The organism is Kingella kingae ATCC 23330, from assembly GCF_900111845.1.
GTDB classification, from domain to species: Bacteria; Pseudomonadota; Gammaproteobacteria; order Burkholderiales; family Neisseriaceae; genus Kingella; species Kingella kingae.
In genome coordinates this window covers 1-19,338 of record NZ_FOJK01000003.1, presented here as the reverse complement: position 1 = coordinate 19,338, position 19,338 = coordinate 1, and the positions used below count along the sequence as shown (strand labels likewise).

Below are 19,338 nucleotides of genomic sequence, written 5' to 3'. Positions count from 1 at the left end.
CCATTATTGTCCCCATTTGGGCATGAGCTGATGTGGTAAGCGCAGTTGGTCAAGAATACGCGCCACAACAAAATCCACCATATCTTCAACGGTTTTGGGTTGATGATAGAAACCTGCGGCTGGCGGCAAAATAGTGCAGCCCAGTTGCGAGAGTTTGAGCATGTTTTCCAAATGCAAAGTAGAAAACGGTGCTTCGCGCGGCACTAAAATCAATGGGCGTTTTTCTTTAATCGCCACATCGGCAGCGCGTTCCAGCAGCGTGTCGGCTGTGCCATGTGCGATGGCGGCAACTGTTCCCATGCTGGCCGGGCAAATAATCATGGCATCGGCAACGGCATTACCCGATGCGATGGGCGCGAACCACTCTTTTGTGCCAAACACATAAAGCTGTTCGGGCGCACAGTTGAAATGTTTGCACAACAAAGTTTGCGCTTCGGCTGGCGAAGTCGGCAAAGCAAAGCTCATTTCTTGTTGTGCAACAATTTGAGCGGCTTGCGAGTAAACCAAATACACGGTTTTACCCATTTGCAACAACACTTCGAGCAAGCGCATGCCATAAGGCATACCCGATGCGCCTGTAAACGCCAATGTGATGGTGTTGATGCCGTGCAGGCTGCTTTCGGATTGCGCTGGTGTGGCAGAAAAAGCGGCGCGTGTAGTGCTAGGTTGCGAGTCATCGTGGCGTTGGCTCAACCAGCCTGCGGGTTTGTTCATGCCGCTTTCCAGTTTTTTTGCCATGAGCGAGCCAATGCCCATGGTTTTGCCGTTAGCTTTGACTTTTTGGGCGTTTACTTGGTATAAGTAAACAGGTTTATCATAACCGCAACGGCGCGCTAATTTGGCGATTGTGCCTGCTTCTTGTACCAATTTATGAAAATTTTCTAAACGAATGGCTTGTAATTCGGCTTTCATATTAAGTTTCCTTGTGCGATTGTTAAGTTTTACTGGGTTGATTGTACTGCATTTTGCTGATTGAGTATATATATCCAGTATTTCATGATAAAAATAGCTATAAAGTATTATAAAAAGCAGCCTGCACTTGCAAAAACCGCCAGCAGCACCATATTGGCAACCTATATCAAAACAACGGATAAGCAAAATGAATTTAGCCGAACATTTTTTAATTGCCACTCCATCGTTGCGCGATCCGATGTTTGAACACAGCGTGGTACTGATTGGCGAACATCAAGAATCGGGCGCAATGGGGATTGTGATTAACAAACCATCGCCCGTACACATGGAAGTGGTGTTTGCGGCGATTGGACAAAACACGCCAGCGCGTTTTGCTGGGCAATATGTGATGATGGGCGGGCCTGTGCAAACCGAACGCGGCTTTGTGTTGCACACGCCTGTTGGCAACTGGGAAAGCAGCCTGCACATTAGCGACGAACTCTCGCTGACCACATCGCGCGATATCATAGACGGTTTAGCCAAAGACGATGAAATTGACCACGCGCTGCTAACCATTGGCTATTCCAGCTGGAAAAAAGGGCAGCTAGAACAAGAAATCGCCCAAAACGATTGGCTAGTCGTACCAGCCGACCAAGACATTTTGTTCCACACCCCAGCCGAAGAACGCTATCGTGCCGCACTCAACAAATTGGGCGTGCGTTTGGAAAACTTAATGGGAGCAGGTCATGCATAAGCCTCCCACACAAGGCAGTGCGCTCGCCTTTGATTTTGGCGAACAGCGCATCGGCGTGGCACAAGGCGAAGCCAGCATCGGCATCGCCCACCCACTTATCACGATTACAGGGCAAAGCAACGACGACAAATTCGCTCAAATTGCCAAACAAATCCAAGCATGGCAACCAAGCTGTTTGGTAGTCGGCTTGCCCAGCCATTTGGACGGCACAGAACACGAAATCACGCAGCTAGCACGCAAATTCGGGCGCAGGCTGCATGGACGCTTCGCCTTGCCCGTGTATTGGGTAGATGAACGCCTATCGTCCGTGTATGCCGAAGAACTCTTGCGTCAAGCCCAAGTGTTCGGGCGCAAACAAAAAGCCAAGCTAGACCAAGTTGCCGCCCAAGCCATATTGCAAAGTTTTTTTGATAGCGGCGCACAGGAATATTTTAATGGACGGGAATAGCGACCATTTGCAGCATAAGCACGAACATGGCGTTGCGCCGCCATACCCACGCTTCAATTCGCAGCAGCCGAACGATACGCTCTCCGAATACAAAAAAAGCAGCCTGCACCTTTAAAAATGCAGGCTGCTTTTAATACATTGTTATGATGATTTATTTTGTGCGTTCGATTTCCACGCCCACGTTTTGTACATTGGGCAAAATCCCCAATTTGGTAATGCGAACGCGCACCCATTTTGCGCCAAAGTCGGTCAAAATGAAATCGGCAACGTATTGCGCCAAACTTTCTAGCAGCAAAAAATCGCGCGTGGCAAGCTGTTGGCGCAGTTGCTGGCACACTTCGCCATAGTGAATGGTTTGGGCGATGTCGTCTTGCTGGGTGGCTTGTTCGGGCAGGGCGATGTCTAAATCCAGCAGCACAGTTTGGCGTTGCTGGCGTTCCCATTCATATACGCCGATTAGGGTGTCGGCTTTCATGCCGTGCAAAAAGATTTTGTCCATTTGGGTTTCCTTTGATGAAACGATAACTTCGTCATTCCCGCGCAGGCGGGAATCTATCTGGCGGATTTAATTATCAGAATAGTGTTCTGTTGTCTAAATAGTTTGCTGGATTCCTGCCTATCTAGGAATGACGGCAGAAATAAAGTGCAGGCTGCTTTTGGGGCGATTTTTGCGCGAAAAGCAGCCTGCACTTTATTTTGCGCGATTAAGATTCGCTCTGACGTGCCAAAATCGTGCGTTTGCCCAAATGGTCGGCGGCGGACACAATGCCTTCTGCTTCCAGTTGGTCGATTAAAGTCGCTGCTTTGTTGTAGCCAATTCGCAGGTGGCGTTGCAACGATGAAATGCTGGCTTTTTTGGTACGCACAATCACTTCTACCGCTTGGTCAAACAAGGGGTCGCGCTCGCTGCTTTGCCTTGTGAAATTGAACTCGTCTTGCTCGGGCATCAAAATGTCGTCAATGTAATCGGGTTCGCCAAATTGTTTTAGGTAATCCACAATCGCGTGGACTTCGTTGTCTGCCACAAATGCGCCATGCACGCGCTGCGGATAGGCAACACCTGGGGGCAAGAACAGCATATCGCCTTGTCCTAACAGGTTTTCTGCGCCCATTTGGTCTAACACAGTGCGGCTGTCAATTTTGCTCGACACTTGGAATGCGATGCGCGTGGGAATGTTGGCTTTAATCAAGCCTGTAATCACATCTACGCTGGGTCGCTGGGTTGCCAAAATCAAATGAATGCCTGCCGCGCGAGCTTTTTGTGCCAATCGTGCGATGAGCTGTTCAATTTGTTTGCCTGCTACCATCATTAAATCGGCAAATTCATCTACCACAACAACGATAGACGGTAATTTTTCTAGCGGTTCGGGGTCTTGCGGCGTTAGGCTAAACGGATTGGCGATTTTTTGCCCACGCGAAGCAGCCTGTGCGATTTTTTGGTTGTAGCCATCTAGGTTACGCACACCAACGTGGCTCATCAAACGGTAGCGTTTTTCCATTTCGTTTACGCACCACGTTAGTGCGTTGGCGGCGAGTTTCATGTCGGTAACCACTGGCGCGAGCAGATGTGGTATGCCTTCATACACCGACAATTCCAGCATTTTCGGGTCAATCATAATCATGCGGACTTCTTCGGGTGTGGCTTTGTAGAGCATAGACAAAATCATGCTGTTTACGCCCACCGATTTGCCCGAGCCTGTTGTGCCTGCCACCAACAAATGCGGTGCTTTGGCAAGGTCAGTAACCACTGGATTGCCCGAAATATCTTGTCCCAACGCAAGGGTTAGCTTGGACGTGCTACGCGCAAATTGCTCCGAATCCAACACTTCGCGCAAGCCTATCATTTGGCGTTTGGGATTGGGCAACTCCAAGCCCATGCAGGTTTTACCTGGGATTGTCTCTACCACGCGAATGGAAGCCACGCCCAGCGAACGCGCCAAGTCTTTTTCCAAGTTGATAACGGAATTGCCGCGCACGCCGACATCTGGCTCAATTTCGTAGCGCGTAATTACGGGCCCTGCATAAGCGTCCAACACTTTAACTTTGACTTTGTATTCAGCCAATTTTTCTTCAATCACGATGCTGTTGTCGAGCAAGGCTTCGGGGCTTTGTACGGCAGCAGGATTGTGTTTGGCAGGTTGCAATAGGGTGAGCGGTGGCAAAGTGCTGTTGGTTTGCGCTTGTTCCTGCTGGGCGTAGTATGCCGCGAAATCGGCTTCATTTAATGTATCGCTGCTGTCGTCTAGCCAAGTGGTGTCTTCGCTGGAAGAAGCAGCCTGCACAATAGGCGCAGGCGCGACTGGGGCGATAGGGGACTTTGGCTGTGCAGGCTGCTTTGGCGCGAAAAAATGTGCGGCAAATTCTTCTGCGTGTGGTGTGTTGTGAGCAAAGCTAACAGGCTCAACAATTTCGGGCGCAGGAATGGGCGATGCTGGGAACGCTGCGACTTCTGCTACCGCCACGCCTGCAATCGGCGTAATCGTGTGCAGGCTGCTTGGAGTTGGTGCAGGGCGCGATTCTTGACGGTTTTTGCGCGACAAACGAGACGGCGCAAGGCGTGTATTAGACAAATTTGCCCACACTTCACGCGCAGGAATCACGTCTAAATCGGGCGATGATGGCATAGATAGCGTATCGCTTGATGATGCAGGCGCAGTTTGCTGACGCGCCAAACGCTGGCGATGCAAGCTGGCTTTGATGCCGTCAATGTGAATGGTTTCCAGCTCCACCGATTGAGTTGGCAAAATGATTTCTTCTGGCTTGGTTTGAGTAAGCAAAGCAGCCTGCACAATTTCAATTTCTTCATCTGGGGTGGTGTCTAACGCGATTTCTTCTGTTTTTTTTAGTGGTTCGTCATCAATTTCAATTTGTACTACGTCATCGCTGGGCGCGATTTCGGCTAATTCGGTTAAAGTGCGCTGGCGAACGCGATGCAAAGCGGGGTCGCGCGAAGTAATCACAGAAGCAGGCGTAAACAGCGATTCTTCTTTGATGATGACATCGGGTTCAATTGGTGTGTGCAGGCTGCTTGTGAGCGAAGTATGCAAAAAGCGCGTGGCTTCTTCGCTGCTGATAATTTCGCGTTCGGGGATGATGATTTCTTCTTCCACTTCTACGCTACGGTCAATGCACACGGCTGGCTGTTCGGCTTGTTGCAGCTTGTGTACCAGTTGCAAATTACGCGCAGTTTCTTCGGGCGTGATGATTTCTGGTGTGGTTTCTGCCAATAATTCAAAGGCGAAATCGTTGGTTTCGTCTGCGGCTGGCTCGGGCTTGATATCTTCAAAAATTAGCGATGTAGGCTGGATATGGGTGACATCAATCAGGTCGGTTGTCACAGTTGGCGCAGGCGATTCGTCTGACTGTTCGGTTGATTTCACTTCCAATTCGGTTGGGGCGATTTCAATTTCGGCAGGCACATCGGGTTGCGCCTGAACTTCGCTTTTTGGCACGGTGTAGTGTAACGGTTTGTACGGCTGTGGGTTGCCCAGCAATTCGATGGTTTCAGATAAGGGCGATTCGGATTCAGGCTCGCTCGGTTCGGCGATGTCGTCGGTTGGATTGTTGAGCTGGGCAAGCCATGCTTTTTCTTGCTGGTGTTGCCAATAGGCGAGCGCACCGAGTAACGCAATCATGGCAATAATGACCAAATACAACATAATTCAAAACTCCGTCAAAGCAGCCTGCACTGACTGATGCAGGCTGTATAGTATTTTTTATCAAGAATAATAGATCGCAGATTTTACCGTTTTTCAAGCAGCCTGCAAACTCTACCCAATCCGCGTAAACGGCGGCAAACACGCCAATAATTGTTGTCCGTAACGTTGCGTTTTGATACGGTTGTCCAAAATGGTAACGCGCCCGTAATCGCTTTCGGTGCGAATCAATCGCCCAACGGCTTGCACCAGTTTGATGCTGGCTTCTGGCACGGTAATTTCCATAAACGGATTGCCGCCACGCTGTTTAATCCAGTTGCTTTGCGTTTTTTCTATGGGATTGTCGGGCATGGAAAACGGCAGTTTCACAATAATAACGTGAACACACGCATTGCCTGGTAAATCCAGCCCTTCGGCAAAGCTGTCCAAGCCAAAAATAATGCTCGGTTTGCCTGCTGCAATGGCGGCGTGGTGTTGTTCCAGCAATTTGGCTTTGGACTGCTCGCCCTGTATCAACACAAAAGGCAAGTGGCTGGGCGGCAGGCGCAGGGCAACGTCTTGCATTTGTTTGCGCGATGTAAACAGCACCAACGTGCCAATGGGCGCGTCTTCGCTGATGAGTTTGGGCAGCCATTGCGCGACTTCTTCGGTGTGGGCGATGTTGTCTTTGGGGCTGGCGATAATCGGCGGCAAATACAGCTCGCCCTGTTCGGCAAATTTAAATGGGCTATTCAATGCCAATGTGCTGGTTTGCGGCAGCCATTGCAGCCCTGTTTGGCGCAGTAACAAATTGAAATTACCCAAACTTTGCAGCGTGGCAGAAGTCAGTACCACGCCAGCGGCTTTGCGCCAAAAGTGATTCGCCAAATGCGCCGCGCTGCTAATCGGGCTGGCGTGAAATGACCAATCGGTGCGATTGTTGTCGTGGCGTTGGCTTATCCATTTGGCAAGCGGTTCGTCTTGTTCGCTGGCGCGTGTGGTGGACATCAGTTCCCACAAATCGGCGATTTCTTCGCATTGGGCGACAAAAATACCAAAATCGGTAGCGGCGCGGTCAATTTGCGCGCTGTCTTGGTCTTTGTCGCGCCGTGCAGCAGAGAGTGCATCGCGTAAACCATAAACGTGTTTGAGCAGGCTGCTGGCGGCAACATGGCAGTTGCCAACCAGTGTGGTCAATTCTTCGGGGATTTCTCCGTTTTCCCACAGCCAAATGCTTTCGTGTCCGTCATCGGCAGGTTGCAGGCTGCTTTCGTCTTGCAGATGAAATTGCCATTCGTTTAGGCTATCGAGCAAGCTGTTTGCCGCTTCGTCTGCCAAGTTTGCCAAATCCGCTTTGTCGCAGAGTAGGGCGATTTTGGCGGTTTGTGCAGGCAGCTTTTCTAGCGTCCACACCGCTTGCAGCCAAGAATGTTCCGCCGCAAATTGGTTGAGTGCTTTTTTGGGCAAATGGTGCGCTTCGTCTATGCAATAAAAACTTTGTTCGGGCGCAGGCAAAATCACGCCACCGCCCATGCTGATGTCCACCATCAACAAATCGTGGTTGCATACCACCACGTCCACCGTGTCCAGCGTGTCTCGCGCCAAGAAAAATGGACATTCGGCGCGATTGGGGCAGGCGGATTTTAAGCAACCGTGGTTGTCGTTGGTCACTTTTGCCCACAGTGCATCGTCTATTTTTTCTGCCCAAGTGTCGCGATCGCCATTGAATTGACGCGATGCAAAGCGGTTGCCCAAATCGTGTAATACGTCTAAATCTTCTTTTTTGGGTTTGGTGTCCCACAAGATTGCAGGCTGCTCAAAGCCCTCAAAACTTTGTTGCGCGTTGGTTTGAGTGAGCTGATACAGTTTGTAAGGACACAAATATCGCCCACGCCCTTTGGCAATGGCAAAACTCAATTCCAAGCCACTTTTTTCTACCACAAACGGTAAATCGCGCCCCACCAGTTGTTCTTGCAGCGCAACGGTCGCGCTGGATACCACCAAGCGTTTACCGCGTGTTTGAGCCATAATGCCGCCTGCCAGTAAATACGCCAAACTCTTGCCCACGCCTGTTGGGCCTTCCACCACCACAATGCTTTCGCCCTCGCGCTTTGGGGCTTCTTCGCTGCCTTCTTTGCGTGATAGCGTGCGCGAAAACGCATTGGCGATTGCTGCAATCATTTCGCGCTGCGCTGGACGTGGGCGAAATTGCGGCAAGTTTTCAGAAATGGCGCGATAGTGGTCGCGAATGGCGTTTTTTTCTAGGTCGGTTAGCATGATGATTTTTTGTGTGATAAACATTGCAGGCTGCTTTTGTTTTGTTGCAAAAAAAGCAGCCTGCAATATTTGAAAACAGAAGTTAAGGCGTTACTTGGAACGTTTGTTCAGGGAAAACGAAGTTGTTTACTTTCAATGTAAAGCGGTACTCACCGATAGGGTCGCTTGGCGTAAACGTCCAGCAATTATACGGCTGCAAGTTGGGCGTGTTGAGTACATATTGAATGCTGTGCTGTGTTTTATCGGCCGAAGTAGTGGTTTTGAGTTGCTGAAATCGTTGGGAAACGCTAATCTCAAATTCCGTTGCTTGTGGGCTAACAAAGGTTTCGTTGATGTTGGGTGCGGTGCTGGTGTCGGTATTTTGCACCAGCCAGCAAAACGATTCGCGCTTGCTGCGTGAAAATTCGGTTTTATTGTTGATAGTAGGCTGTCTGTTTTCTACCATAATCGTGCCTGTGTACAACGTCGGTTGTGCAGGCGCGTTTTCTGCTAATGCAGGCACAGCGTTTACCAAAAGTAATGCCAATAATGCTTTTTTCATGATGATTCCTTGTTTGGTTGATGAAAGTATAGTGGATTAAATTTAGATTAGGACAAGGCGACAACGACCGCCGTGTACATCTAGTACATAAGGGAGTTGGCAACGCTGTACTAATCTAAATTTAATTCACTATAAGTTACTCAATCGCAATGTATTCTACGATTAAGATTTCAATTTGCTCGCGTCCGTCTGGCGTGTTGAGCCAAACCGTATCGCCCTCTCGCGCCTTAATCAATACACGCGCCAATGGCGATTTCCACGAAATTTTGCCTTGTGCCGAATCAATTTCGTCTTCGCCCACAATTTTAACCACTTGTTCTGCACCATTGCCGCGTTCTAGCGTAACCGTTGCCGCAAAGAAAATTTGGTCAGTCGGCTCGCGTGTTTCGGGATTGACAACCAGCGCGTGTTCTAGCCGTTTGGTCAAAAAACGAATGCGGCGGTCAATTTCGCACATACGGCGTTTGCCGTACAAATAATCGCCGTTTTCGCTGCGGTCGCCATTGCTGGCTGCCCAGTTCACAATTTGCGCGATTTCGGGGCGTTCTTTGTGTACCAGTTGATACAGCTCGTCTTGCAAACGGCGATGACCTGTGGGCGTGATGTAGTTTTTGGGGGTGTCGGTCATAAAGGTTTGTCCCAATCATTCAAATGGCATGATTGTACTACGCAATGGATAGGAAAGTGCAGGCTGAGACCTTTGCAAAACCCCATCTTTGGCGCATTTCTTCGTGATGCGCTTCTCGAACGCTTGAAAATATTTCAATATTATCTGCGCGTTCTGCGATGCTATCACTTTGAACTGCACTCAAATCTGGGGTTTTGCAAAGGTCTCAGGCTGCTTTTTCATGCGTTTCAAAGCAGCCTGCACTTGTTTTTTATATTATGGATTTACGGCGTAGACGCAGCAGAAGCAGCCTGCACTTCATCGTCCGCCTCAATGCCTGCAAACAAATCTTCGTCCGATTGCGTTTGGAATGGCTTGCCGTTGAGCGTGATTTTGTTATCCGCAATATTCAACTGGGTTTGCACAGCACCATTTTCGCGCTTGATGTAGCCATCGTTTGTCATGGTGTCCAGCGTTTGCACGGTCAGTAGTTTGATGGTGTCGCTGATTTCTTGCTGTTCTTGCTCGCTGGTCGCGTCTTCCACCGTGAACAAGCCGCGTGTTTGCTGTACGGCAAAGTCTTCAATCAAGTTTTGCGAAATGTTCAAATCCAACTGCGCTTTCATTTTGGCAACAAAGGGCGACAAATCGTTTAAATCGCTCGCCTGCATATTGTTCAAGTGCAGGCTGCCTGCGGCTTTGATATGCCCAGTTGGCGTGGTCAAATCAAACGCTTTTAATTTAAACACAGGATTGTTGGTAAAAATGCCTACGCCTTCGTTGCGAACGGCTGCCAACAGTTGTTGCTGATATTCTTGCTCGGCAGGTTTGCTGGCGGCAATTTGTTGCCAGCGCGTTTTGAGCGCGTTTAAGCTATCGGCGTGCAAATGTTCGGCGGCTACGTCAATGTTGAGTGGGCCGTATTTTTTGTCGCCATAATTCAGTTGCGCGAATGTAAATTGCCCTTCGGATTGAATGAAGCCTGTTTCGGGTTCGCTGGTTTTGGTGGCGTAACTAAATTTATCTACCGAAATATGGCTAGGTGCAATCGTGCCGTTGGGGTTGATGAACGCGCCAATTTGCAAATCACTCACCATATTGATGAGTTCGTTTAGGCGCACGTTGTAGTTTACTTGGTCTTTCCAAACAAATTCGGCTTTATCCAGCGTGGTGGTGGACGAACCGAGCGTGGTTTTGCCATTGCTTGCCAACGAAGTTTCGGATTGAAATTGCAAGTTGGTCAGTTGCAGGCTGCCTTTGTCCGCCAAAATCGCGTTGAGCGCAGGCATGGCAAATTGGGTGCGATATTGATTGAAATGCTCGTCATAACGTACATCGCCCGTCATACCTTGCCAGTTGAGCTTAATGCCCGACAATTCTTCGTATTCAATTGGCGCAAATTGCACGTTGAGCGTGCCAGAGCCGTCCAGTTCAATCACGTTATGCAAACGCAGCGGTACTTGTTCGCCAAAAAATCGCGCCAAGGTTTTTTGTACGCTGGCTTCGTATTGGACATCGGTATCCACTACAGCGCGAACGGGCTTGATGCCGTTGGCAAAGGGTTGATGTTTAACGTGATTAACCAGTGTGATGGGTTGCGATAGAATGGTTTTAATGTTGTCGGGAAGTTGTGCGCTGATGTTTGCCAGCACGGTGGGGTGAAAGCGAATTACGGTGGTTTCGGTGGAGCTGAACCAACCGCGGTCGTAGTTGTGCGATACAACGTCAAAGAAAAACGTGTTCGCCAAGGCTTGATGTTGGATTTCTAGGCTTTTTTGAGCTTGTCCGCCCAAATAATAAGGCGTTGCCAAAGCCAGCGCGGTGCAGGCTGCAATGGTGCTGCCAATTAAAACTTTTTTCATGGTAATCAAAGACCAAAATACAATCAAAAACAGGTGCATGATAGCACAAAGCAGCCTGCATGAATATGTGCAGGCTGCTTTGGCTGTGTAAGGGTTTAGTTAATTAGTGTGCTTTTGATGCGGCTGCGCCTTGTGCGGCTTTGGCTGCATCTACTTGGGCTTTTTGTGCCGCTTCCATTTGCTGCATCATTTTCGCGCCTTCGCCTTTTTTCACGCTATTGACTTTGATGTCAAACACCAAAACCGAACCCGCTGGGATTTTTGGGCTTGGCGATTGATTGCCATAAGCCAAGTCAGCAGGAATATACAAGGTGTATTCGCCGCCTTCTTTCATCAGTTGCAAGCCTTCAATCCAGCCTTTAATTACAGTGTTGTCCACCACTGGCACAGCAAAATCTTCGCCACCTTTGTTGGTGTCAAACACTTCGCCATTGGTCAAGCGACCTTCGTATTGCACGGCAGCCAAGTCGCCTTTGGCAATTTGCGCGCCTGTACCTTCTTTTTTCACGCTATATTGCAAGCCAGAAGCGGTGGTTTGCACGCCTTGTTTACCTTTGTTGTCTGCCAGCCATTTTTCGCCTTCTGCTTTCAATTCGGTGGCTTTTTTGTCGGCAGCAGCCTGCATTTGTTGCGCGATGGCTTGCATCACAGCTTGCGCTTGCTCTTGGCTTACTTTTGATGGGCGGCTTGCCACTTGGTCTTCAATCGCAGACAACATCACGCTGTTGTCAATTTGAATGCCGTTTTTCTTCAATTCAGACAAACCCATTTGAGTTGCCATTTCGTAGCCCAACATATAGCTTAATTGTTTCTCGTTGGTTTCCAAACCAGCAGGGGCAGATGCGCTGGTGCTGGCTGCGCCACTTGCTGCTGCGTTGCTTGAACCTTGTGGATTAGGATTGCAGGCTGCCAACGCCAACACGCCAGCCAAAGTGCTTACCAAAATGGTTTTTTTCATGATGTCTCTCGATTCTCTTGTTCGAAAAAATAAAGCGCGGATTATAACGGTTTTTGTCTATAAGATAAAAGCAGCTATAATGCGATTTTTCATTTACTTACACAAAAATCATGTCAAACCAACCTAATCCCAACACCGAATTAACCGATTTATTTGAACAAGCACAAAGCAGCCTGCACACTGTGCGCGACTTTTTGCGCTTTGCCATTAGCCGTTTTAACCAAGCGCAACTGTCGTTTGGACACGGCAGTGATAATGCGCATGACGAAGCCGCTTATTTGATTTTGCACACGCTGAATCTGCCATTGGACACGCTAGACCCTTATTTAGACGCGAAATTGTTGGACGATGAAAAAGAAATCTTGTTGGACAAAATTTATGCGCGAGTGGTCAATCGTGTGCCTGTTGCCTATTTAACCAACCAAGCGTGGCAAGGCGATTTTGATTTTTATGTGGACGAGCGCGTGATTGTGCCGCGTTCGTTTATTTACGAATTGCTTGGCGTGCCGCTATCGCCATGGATTGAGTACCCAGAATTGGTGCATCGCGCCTTGGATTTATGCACAGGCAGCGGCTGTTTGGCGATTCAAATGGCAGAGCATTATCCAGCCGCCGAAATTGACGCAGTCGATATTAGCTTGGACGCGCTAGAAGTCGCCGCCATTAACGTGGAAGACTACGGCTTGCAAGACCGAATCAACCTAATCCACACCGATTTATTTGAAGGCTTGGACGGCACATACGATTTAATCATCTCCAATCCGCCGTATGTTGATGCTGAATCGGTTGCCGAGTTGCCCGAAGAATATTTGCATGAACCCGAATTGGCGTTGGGCAGCGGCGAAGACGGCTTGGACGCGACCCGACAAATTTTGTTGCAAGCGGCAAGATTCCTGAATCCGCAAGGCGTGTTGCTGGTAGAAATCGGACACAACCGCGATGTGTTGGAACGTGCCTATCCAGAATTGCCGTTTATGTGGCTAGAAACCAGCGGTGGCGATGGCTTTGTGTTTTTGCTGACACGCGAGCAGTTGTTGGGGCAGGCGTAATAGTAATATAAGTAAAACAAAGTGCAGGCTGCTTTTGCTCTTTTTGTTTACAAAGCAGCCTGCACTTAGACTAGGGATTGAATCATGCATTGGTTAATCGTGATTTTATTGCTAACACTATCCAACTTGCTGATGACGTTTGCGTGGTATTGGCACATCAAGCTTGACGCGACACCAATGCCGATTTGGCAGATTGTGTTGATTAGTTGGGCGATTGCGTTAGTGGAATATTGCTTTGCCGTGCCAGCCAATCATTTTGGCAGCAAATGGGGGATTGCACCGTTCCAGCTCAAAATTTTGCACGAAGTGATTTCGCTGACCGTGTTTTCTCTGTTTGCCGTTTGGTATTTGAATGAAGGGTTTAAGCTGAATTATTTGCTCAGTTTCGTGTGTATTTTGGGTGCGGTTTATTTTGCGTTTAGGAAGTGAGTGCAGGCTGCTCTGAACAGGAAATTTTAGGAAAAAACAATGACACCACAAAGATTCAAAGGAAAAATCAAATCATGGAATGCAGAATGCGCATTTGGTTTTATTGAAACGACCGACAAGAAACAAGTTTTCTTTCACATTGACGCGCTTCAATCGCCACAAATTAAACCGATTGTTGGCGAAACTGTACAACTACTTGCTGTGCAAAATGAAAAAGGTTGGAAAGCAACTGCTGTTAGTTCGCCCGAGCGCAAAGCCAAAGCGCAACCAAAACACATCGACCAATTCACACAAGGCAAAATCATCAAATGGGACGATGACCGCGGTTTCGGTTTTATTCAAATTCCCAATATGAAAGAGCAAATTTTCTTTCATGCAAACGATTTATCACTCAATCAAGGCAAATTTCGTCCACAAGAGGGCGAAGCGGTGTTGGTTAAAGCCAAGCACGATGGCAAGCGTTGGACGGCAACGGTGGTTACATCGGGTAAACGCCAATTAGCCGAACGCAAAATTAACCAACGTGAAGAATCGCTTCATTCGCGTGCCAGCATTGCCATGGTGTGCAGCCTGCTTTGGTTAGGCATTGTGGCGTTTAGATTGCCCAAATTGGCTGCGATTTATGCAGGGCTATCGTTGGCGCTGTATTTGATGTATCAAAAAGACAAAAATGCTGCCAACGCAGGCGAATGGCGCGTACCCGAAGATAATTTGCATATGTTTGCCTTGGTTGGCGGCTGGTGTGGCGGTTTAATCGCACGATACCAATTTAATCACAAAACAACCAAGCAAGAATTTGTTACAACATTTTGGATAACCGTAATTGCCAATATAGGTGCAACGATTTATTTTATGCCCGAATTGACGGCATGGCTGAAATGATAGTGCAGGCTGCTTTGAAATAAAAAGTACGGAAATAAGCCGTACTTTTGCTATAATCGTGCTACACAACATAGGAGAACCCAAATGCAAGCCGAATTAAAAATGGATAGTCGCATTGATATGAAAATTGATAGCGAAACTAAAATGTTAGCCGAACGTGCCGCCGCAGCGTGTGGGCAAAGTTTAAGCGCGTATTTGTATAGCCTAATCCGTCAAAACGCGCCCAAAGTGCTGGAAGAACAGCAAAAAATCCAATTAAGTAACCAGCAATACAACGCTTTCATAGCAGCCTGCGAACAAGCCGAAAATTGGCGATTACCTGAAAAACTCATCAGCGAAATTCAATCCATGGATAACGAGTTTCCAAAATGGCGTTAAGCATTGAATTATTGGACAAATCGCAACACAATTCGCGCACGTTTGATTGTGGCAAAGACGGCATGAATGTGTTTATCCGTCAGTTTGCCGTCAAAAATCAAAAATTAGGCATTAGCCGAACTTGGGTGTTTGCCGATTCAGGCAGCTTGAAAAAGGAAATTGCGGCGTATTTCACACTTGCCATGCAAACGGTTGAGCCAAGTGATTTGCACAGCGATGAAAAATTGCCAAATTATCCCACGCCTGTGGTTTTATTAGCGCGAATCGCCGTAGATAAACGCTTTCAAGGGCAAGGTTTAGGAAAACGCGCTTTGTTGGCAGCATTGGCAAAAGCCTTGCAAGCGAGCGAACAGGGGTTGCCAGCGTTTGCCGTTGTGCTAGATGTGTTGGACGATGATGCGCTTCAATTTTATCAATCCTTTGATTTTTTTCAGCCTTTTGGCGATGAAACGCATAAATTATTTGTACCAATGAAAGCAGTCAAACAATTATTTCAGGTAGCCTGAAAACTTTTTTTTAACGAAAGTTAGTAACCGAATGAACATCAACCAAATCATCGCCACCGAACTTGGCGCACAAGAAAACCAAATTTCCGCAGCCATTGAATTATTAGACGAAGGCGCAACCGTCCCCTTTATCGCGCGATACCGCAAAGAAGCGACAGGCGGATTGGACGACACGCAACTGCGCACGCTTGCCGAGCGTTTGCAATACCTGCGCGAATTGCTAGACCGCAAAGCCACCGTACTCAAAAGCATTGAAGAACAAGGCAAACTTACGCCCGAATTGCAGGCTGCCATTGACCAATGCGACAACAAAACCGCGCTGGAAGACCTGTATTTGCCGTACAAACCGAAACGCCGCACCAAAGCACAAATTGCGCGTGAAAACGGTTTGCAAGATTTGGCGGACGCGATTTTCAGGCAGCCTGAAAACGACCCCGAAACCCTTGCTGCACCTTTTATCAATGAGCAAGTACCTGATATTAAAGCTGCTTTGGACGGCGCACGAGCGATTTTGATTGAGCAATTCGCCGAAGATGCGGAATTGATTGGCGCGTTGCGTGAAAAATTGTGGAACGAAGCACAAGTTCACGCGCAAGTGATTGCAGGCAAAGAAGAAAGCGGCGAAAAATTCAAAGATTATTTTGATTACCGCGAGCCAATTCGCGCCATGCCAAGTCATCGCGCTTTGGCAGTTTTGCGTGGGCGCAACGAAGAAATTTTGACTGTTTCGCTGAAATATCAGCCCGATGAAACGCCAATTACCGAGCAATCGGATTACGAGAAAATCATCGTTAATCATTTCCAAATTGCCAATGAAAATAAATGGTTGCGCGATACAGTTCGCCTGACGTGGAAAGCGAAAATTTTTCTGTCGCTGGAATTGGAAGCGTTTTCCAAATTGAAAGAATTGGCGGACACGGACGCGATTACCGTTTTTGCGAAAAATCTCAAAGATTTGCTGCTGGCTGCCCCTGCTGGGCGTTTGCCGACTTTGGGTTTAGACCCAGGCTATCGCAACGGCGTGAAATGTGCGGTGGTGGACGATACGGGTAAATTGGTGGATACCGTCATCGTGTATTTGCACCAAGAAAACAAAATGTTATCCGATTTAACGCGTCTGATTAAACAGCACAATGTCAAACTGATTGCGATTGGCAACGGCACGGCAAGCCGCGAAACGGACAAAATTGCGGGCGAAATTGTCAAAATGCTGCCTGAAAATGGGTTGCATAAAATTGTCGTCTCCGAAGCGGGTGCGTCTATTTATTCCGCGTCTGAATTGGCGGCGGCGGAGTTCCCCGATTTGGACGTGTCGTTGCGTGGCGCGGTTTCCATTGCGCGCCGTTTGCAAGACCCGTTGGCGGAACTTGTGAAAATTGACCCGAAATCCATTGGCGTGGGTCAGTATCAGCACGATGTGAACCAGTCGCAGTTGGCGAAATCGTTGGACGCGGTGGTGGAAGATTGCGTGAACGCGGTGGGTGTGGACGTGAATACGGCTTCTGCGCCGTTGTTGGCACGAATTTCGGGTTTAAATCAAACGCTTGCGAAAAATATCGTGGCGTATCGTGATGAAAATGGCGCGTTTAAATCGCGCAAAGCGTTGATGAAAGTGCCGCGTTTGGGCGCGAAAACCTTTGAGCAAGCGGCTGGTTTTTTGCGGATTAATGGCGGTACTGAACCGTTGGACGCGAGCGCGGTTCACCCCGAAGCGTATTCGGTGGTTGAAAAAATGTTGGCACAACAAGGCATTAGCGCGGCGGAATTGATTGGCAACCGCGAAAAAGTATCGCAAATCAAAGCGACTGATTTTATTGATGAACGCTTTGGTTTGCCGACCATTATGGATATTTTGGCGGAATTGGAAAAACCTGCGCGAGACCCACGCGGTGAATTTAAAATGGCGAGTTTTACCGAAGGTGTGAACGAAATCAGCGATTTAGAAGTTGGCATGATTTTGGAAGGTGTGGTGTCCAACGTAGCGAATTTTGGTGCGTTTGTGGATATTGGCGTACATCAGGACGGTTTGGTGCATATTTCTATGCTGTCCAATAAATTTGTGGCTGACCCACGTGATGTGGTGAAAGCGGGTGATGTGGTGAAAGTGAAAGTGCTGGAAGTCGATGCGGCGCGTAAACGGATTGCGCTGACGATGCGTTTGGAAGATGAAAAGCAGCCTGCAAAAACCGTAACCCAAACCGAAAAACGCCACGACAAACCCAGAAACAGCAAACCGCAGCGCGAAAAACAACCGACTAATTCGGCAATGGCAGATGCGTTTGCGAAATTGAAACGCTAACAAAGTGCAGGCTGCTTTGAAATAACAAAAAAAGCAGCCTGCAATCATCTAAATCATAAAAGGTTCATTCAAAAATGCTTTTGTTCATAGACAACTACGACAGTTTTACCTACAACATCGTGCAATATTTGGCGCAACTGGGGCAAGATGTGCGCGTGTATTGCAACGATGAAATCACGCTCGCCGAAATCGAACAGCTCAATCCGCAATATTTGCTCATCGGGCCGGGTCCTTGTACGCCAAAAGAAGCAGGCATTTCGGTTGCCGCCATGCAGCATTTTGCAGGCAAAATCCCGATTTTGGGCGTGTGTTTGGGGCATCAAACCATTGGCGAAGCGTTTGGCGGACAAGTGGTTCGCGCCAAAACGCTGATGCACGGCAAAACTTCGCCCGTTTATCATCATGGCACAGGCGTGTTCAAAGACCTGCCCAACCCCGTGGTTTGTACGCGCTATCACAGCTTGGTAGTGGACAAAGCCACCTTGCCCGAACATTTGCTGGTTACGGCGTGGACAGAAGACGGCGAAATCATGGGCTTACGTCATCGCGATTACCCGATTGAAGGCGTGCAATTCCACCCCGAAGGCTTGCTCACCGAATACGGACACGAAATGCTGCGTAACTTTTTAGACGAATTCGCATCATGAAAATCCTGATAACAGGCGGAGCAGGTTTTATTGGCTCTGCCGTGGTGCGCCATATCATCACGCACACCCAAGACAGCGTAGTCAATGTGGACAAGCTGACCTATGCAGGCAATTTGGCAAACATCGCCAGCGTGGTGCACAGTTCGCGTTATGCGTTTGAGCAAGTGGACATCATCAACCGCGCCGAGCTAGACCGCGTGTTTGCCCAACATCAGCCCGATGCCGTGATGCACCTTGCCGCCGAAAGCCATGTGGACAACAGTATTCACAGCGCAGGCGAATTTATTCAAACCAATATCGTTGGCACGTTTACGTTGCTTGAAGCTGCGCGGCATTATTGGCAACAAAAGCAGCCTGCACAACGCGCCGCCTTTCGTTTTCATCACATTTCCACCGATGAAGTGTATGGCGATTTGCCCGACACCGCCGCGCTGTTTACCGAAACCACGCCCTACGCGCCCAGCAGCCCCTATTCCGCTAGCAAAGCCAGCAGCGACCACTTGGTTCGCGCATGGCATCGCACCTATGGTTTGCCGACCATTATCACGAATTGTTCCAACAATTACGGCAGCCATCAATTTCCCGAAAAACTCATACCGCTCACGATTTTGAATGCGCTATCGGGCAAGCCCATTCCCATTTATGGCAACGGCTTGCAAGTGCGCGATTGGCTGTTTGTGGACGACCATGCTCGCGCCCTGCATCAAGTCATCACACAAGGCAAAGTGGGCGAAAGCTACAATATTGGCGGCAACAGCGAGCAAACCAATCTGGCGGTGGTGCAAACCATTTGCGCTTTATTGGAACAATTCGCGCCCAATAAACCGCACGGCGTAGCACGTTATGCCGATTTAATCACACACGTTGCCGACCGCGCAGGGCACGATGTCCGCTATGCGATTGATACGCAAAAAATCCAGCGCGAACTCGGTTGGCAAGCGCAAGAGACGTTTACAACAGGTATTCGCAAAACGGTGGAATGGTATTTGACGCAGTTTTCACCATAAGCAAATCTACTCCCTCTCCCAAAGGAGAGGGAACAAAATGGGTACAACCTGATAACATAGTTTACATCACAACCCGAAGACATCGTTTACATTCCATTCAGTAAACCCTCATCAACATACCAACATGAATGATGAAAGTAGCACAATGCCTTGGAATAAAACGAATAT

General features: G+C 48.5%; 19 protein-coding genes. 11 read left to right on the top strand and 8 right to left on the bottom strand.

The window, feature by feature from the left end:
* Positions 1 to 3 precede the first annotated feature (3 nt).
* On the bottom strand, positions 4 to 912 hold the full coding sequence (locus BQ5809_RS11200; protein WP_003785841.1) for a flavin prenyltransferase UbiX: 909 nt from the start codon (positions 910 to 912) through the stop codon (positions 4 to 6).
* Positions 913 to 1,099: 187 nt separating this feature from the next.
* Here BQ5809_RS11200 and BQ5809_RS00750 point away from each other — a divergent pair, with 187 nt between their 5' ends.
* The 3 genes from BQ5809_RS00750 to BQ5809_RS11370 are packed head-to-tail and all read left to right on the top strand — an operon-like array spanning position 1,100 to position 2,208.
* The gene (locus BQ5809_RS00750) at positions 1,100 to 1,645 is read left to right on the top strand and encodes a YqgE/AlgH family protein (protein WP_032827621.1); all 546 of its coding nucleotides are present in this window, start codon (positions 1,100 to 1,102) and stop codon (positions 1,643 to 1,645) included.
* The gene (gene ruvX / locus BQ5809_RS00745) at positions 1,638 to 2,093 is read left to right on the top strand and encodes a Holliday junction resolvase RuvX (RefSeq protein WP_003785844.1); all 456 of its coding nucleotides are present in this window, start codon (positions 1,638 to 1,640) and stop codon (positions 2,091 to 2,093) included. Before BQ5809_RS00750 ends, ruvX begins: the two co-directional genes overlap by 8 nt.
* Positions 2,080 to 2,208: a hypothetical protein gene (locus BQ5809_RS11370; RefSeq protein WP_003785845.1), complete on the top strand. Its 129-nt coding sequence runs from the start codon at positions 2,080 to 2,082 to the stop codon at positions 2,206 to 2,208. The genes ruvX and BQ5809_RS11370 overlap by 14 nt, the downstream gene beginning before the upstream one ends.
* 36 nt (positions 2,209 to 2,244) lie before the next feature.
* Here BQ5809_RS11370 and folB read toward each other — a convergent pair whose 3' ends face one another.
* From folB to BQ5809_RS00710, 7 genes are all read right to left on the bottom strand, one after another.
* Positions 2,245 to 2,592 carry a dihydroneopterin aldolase gene (gene folB / locus BQ5809_RS00740; RefSeq protein ID WP_003785846.1) on the bottom strand — a complete coding sequence of 116 codons (348 nt, stop codon included), beginning with the start codon at positions 2,590 to 2,592 and terminating at the stop codon, positions 2,245 to 2,247.
* A 205-nt stretch (positions 2,593 to 2,797) separates the two neighbouring features.
* Positions 2,798 to 5,752: a DNA translocase FtsK gene (locus tag BQ5809_RS00735; RefSeq protein ID WP_003785848.1), complete on the bottom strand. Its 2,955-nt coding sequence runs from the start codon at positions 5,750 to 5,752 to the stop codon at positions 2,798 to 2,800.
* Positions 5,753 to 5,863: 111 nt separating this feature from the next.
* Entirely contained in the window at positions 5,864 to 8,005 is a 2,142-nt protein-coding gene (dinG, locus tag BQ5809_RS00730; RefSeq protein WP_032827673.1) for an ATP-dependent DNA helicase DinG, read from the bottom strand.
* Positions 8,006 to 8,087: 82 nt separating this feature from the next.
* Complete coding sequence (locus BQ5809_RS00725; RefSeq protein ID WP_003785850.1) at positions 8,088 to 8,546, bottom strand: hypothetical protein; 459 nt, start codon at positions 8,544 to 8,546, stop codon at positions 8,088 to 8,090.
* A gap of 136 nt (positions 8,547 to 8,682) precedes the next feature.
* Positions 8,683 to 9,174: a transcription elongation factor GreB gene (greB, locus tag BQ5809_RS00720; protein ID WP_032827622.1), complete on the bottom strand. Its 492-nt coding sequence runs from the start codon at positions 9,172 to 9,174 to the stop codon at positions 8,683 to 8,685.
* A gap of 263 nt (positions 9,175 to 9,437) precedes the next feature.
* Positions 9,438 to 11,054 carry a YdgA family protein gene (locus BQ5809_RS00715; protein WP_003785852.1) on the bottom strand — a complete coding sequence of 539 codons (1,617 nt, stop codon included), beginning with the start codon at positions 11,052 to 11,054 and terminating at the stop codon, positions 9,438 to 9,440.
* Positions 11,055 to 11,118: 64 nt separating this feature from the next.
* Positions 11,119 to 11,973, bottom strand: a complete 855-nt coding sequence (locus BQ5809_RS00710) for an FKBP-type peptidyl-prolyl cis-trans isomerase (RefSeq protein WP_003785855.1) — start codon at positions 11,971 to 11,973, stop codon at positions 11,119 to 11,121.
* 110 nt (positions 11,974 to 12,083) lie between these two features.
* Here BQ5809_RS00710 and prmB point away from each other — a divergent pair, with 110 nt between their 5' ends.
* The 8 genes from prmB (at position 12,084) to rfbB (ending at position 19,170) form a co-directional block, all read left to right on the top strand.
* On the top strand, positions 12,084 to 13,022 hold the full coding sequence (gene prmB / locus BQ5809_RS00705) for a 50S ribosomal protein L3 N(5)-glutamine methyltransferase (protein ID WP_003785858.1): 939 nt from the start codon (positions 12,084 to 12,086) through the stop codon (positions 13,020 to 13,022).
* An 84-nt stretch (positions 13,023 to 13,106) separates the two neighbouring features.
* The gene (locus BQ5809_RS00700) at positions 13,107 to 13,451 is read left to right on the top strand and encodes a DMT family protein (RefSeq protein ID WP_003785859.1); all 345 of its coding nucleotides are present in this window, start codon (positions 13,107 to 13,109) and stop codon (positions 13,449 to 13,451) included.
* A gap of 39 nt (positions 13,452 to 13,490) precedes the next feature.
* Complete coding sequence (locus BQ5809_RS00695; protein ID WP_003785860.1) at positions 13,491 to 14,333, top strand: DUF1294 domain-containing protein; 843 nt, start codon at positions 13,491 to 13,493, stop codon at positions 14,331 to 14,333.
* 84 nt (positions 14,334 to 14,417) lie between these two features.
* Positions 14,418 to 14,711, top strand: a complete 294-nt coding sequence (locus BQ5809_RS00690; RefSeq protein WP_003785861.1) for a type II toxin-antitoxin system TacA family antitoxin — start codon at positions 14,418 to 14,420, stop codon at positions 14,709 to 14,711.
* Positions 14,702 to 15,217, top strand: coding sequence for a GNAT family N-acetyltransferase (locus BQ5809_RS00685; RefSeq protein WP_003785862.1), 516 nt, complete (start codon positions 14,702 to 14,704; stop codon positions 15,215 to 15,217). The genes BQ5809_RS00690 and BQ5809_RS00685 overlap by 10 nt, the downstream gene beginning before the upstream one ends.
* A gap of 31 nt (positions 15,218 to 15,248) precedes the next feature.
* Entirely contained in the window at positions 15,249 to 17,516 is a 2,268-nt protein-coding gene (locus BQ5809_RS00680; protein ID WP_003785863.1) for a Tex family protein, read from the top strand.
* 74 nt (positions 17,517 to 17,590) lie between these two features.
* Positions 17,591 to 18,163, top strand: a complete 573-nt coding sequence (locus BQ5809_RS00675) for an aminodeoxychorismate/anthranilate synthase component II (RefSeq protein WP_003785864.1) — start codon at positions 17,591 to 17,593, stop codon at positions 18,161 to 18,163.
* Positions 18,157 to 19,170 (top strand): dTDP-glucose 4,6-dehydratase, encoded by a 1,014-nt coding sequence (rfbB, locus tag BQ5809_RS00670; protein ID WP_050792390.1) that lies wholly within the window; start codon positions 18,157 to 18,159, stop codon positions 19,168 to 19,170. Before BQ5809_RS00675 ends, rfbB begins: the two co-directional genes overlap by 7 nt.
* Positions 19,171 to 19,338: the final 168 nt, after the last annotated feature.

Excerpts from the sequence above, each read along its gene's own strand:
- BQ5809_RS11200 (WP_003785841.1), bottom strand. The coding sequence starts at position 912 with ATGAAAGCCGAATTACAAGCCATTCGTTTAGAAAATTTTCATAAATTG.
- BQ5809_RS00750 (WP_032827621.1), top strand. The coding sequence starts at position 1,100 with ATGAATTTAGCCGAACATTTTTTAATTGCCACTCCATCGTTGCGCGAT.
- ruvX (WP_003785844.1), top strand. The coding sequence starts at position 1,638 with ATGCATAAGCCTCCCACACAAGGCAGTGCGCTCGCCTTTGATTTTGGC.
- BQ5809_RS11370 (WP_003785845.1), top strand. The coding sequence starts at position 2,080 with ATGGACGGGAATAGCGACCATTTGCAGCATAAGCACGAACATGGCGTT.
- folB (WP_003785846.1), bottom strand. The coding sequence starts at position 2,592 with ATGGACAAAATCTTTTTGCACGGCATGAAAGCCGACACCCTAATCGGC.
- BQ5809_RS00735 (WP_003785848.1), bottom strand. The coding sequence starts at position 5,752 with ATGTTGTATTTGGTCATTATTGCCATGATTGCGTTACTCGGTGCGCTC.
- dinG (WP_032827673.1), bottom strand. The coding sequence starts at position 8,005 with ATGCTAACCGACCTAGAAAAAAACGCCATTCGCGACCACTATCGCGCC.
- BQ5809_RS00725 (WP_003785850.1), bottom strand. The coding sequence starts at position 8,546 with ATGAAAAAAGCATTATTGGCATTACTTTTGGTAAACGCTGTGCCTGCA.
- greB (WP_032827622.1), bottom strand. The coding sequence starts at position 9,174 with ATGACCGACACCCCCAAAAACTACATCACGCCCACAGGTCATCGCCGT.
- BQ5809_RS00715 (WP_003785852.1), bottom strand. The coding sequence starts at position 11,054 with ATGCACCTGTTTTTGATTGTATTTTGGTCTTTGATTACCATGAAAAAA.
- BQ5809_RS00710 (WP_003785855.1), bottom strand. The coding sequence starts at position 11,973 with ATGAAAAAAACCATTTTGGTAAGCACTTTGGCTGGCGTGTTGGCGTTG.
- prmB (WP_003785858.1), top strand. The coding sequence starts at position 12,084 with ATGTCAAACCAACCTAATCCCAACACCGAATTAACCGATTTATTTGAA.
- BQ5809_RS00700 (WP_003785859.1), top strand. The coding sequence starts at position 13,107 with ATGCATTGGTTAATCGTGATTTTATTGCTAACACTATCCAACTTGCTG.
- BQ5809_RS00695 (WP_003785860.1), top strand. The coding sequence starts at position 13,491 with ATGACACCACAAAGATTCAAAGGAAAAATCAAATCATGGAATGCAGAA.
- BQ5809_RS00690 (WP_003785861.1), top strand. The coding sequence starts at position 14,418 with ATGCAAGCCGAATTAAAAATGGATAGTCGCATTGATATGAAAATTGAT.
- BQ5809_RS00685 (WP_003785862.1), top strand. The coding sequence starts at position 14,702 with ATGGCGTTAAGCATTGAATTATTGGACAAATCGCAACACAATTCGCGC.
- BQ5809_RS00680 (WP_003785863.1), top strand. The coding sequence starts at position 15,249 with ATGAACATCAACCAAATCATCGCCACCGAACTTGGCGCACAAGAAAAC.
- BQ5809_RS00675 (WP_003785864.1), top strand. The coding sequence starts at position 17,591 with ATGCTTTTGTTCATAGACAACTACGACAGTTTTACCTACAACATCGTG.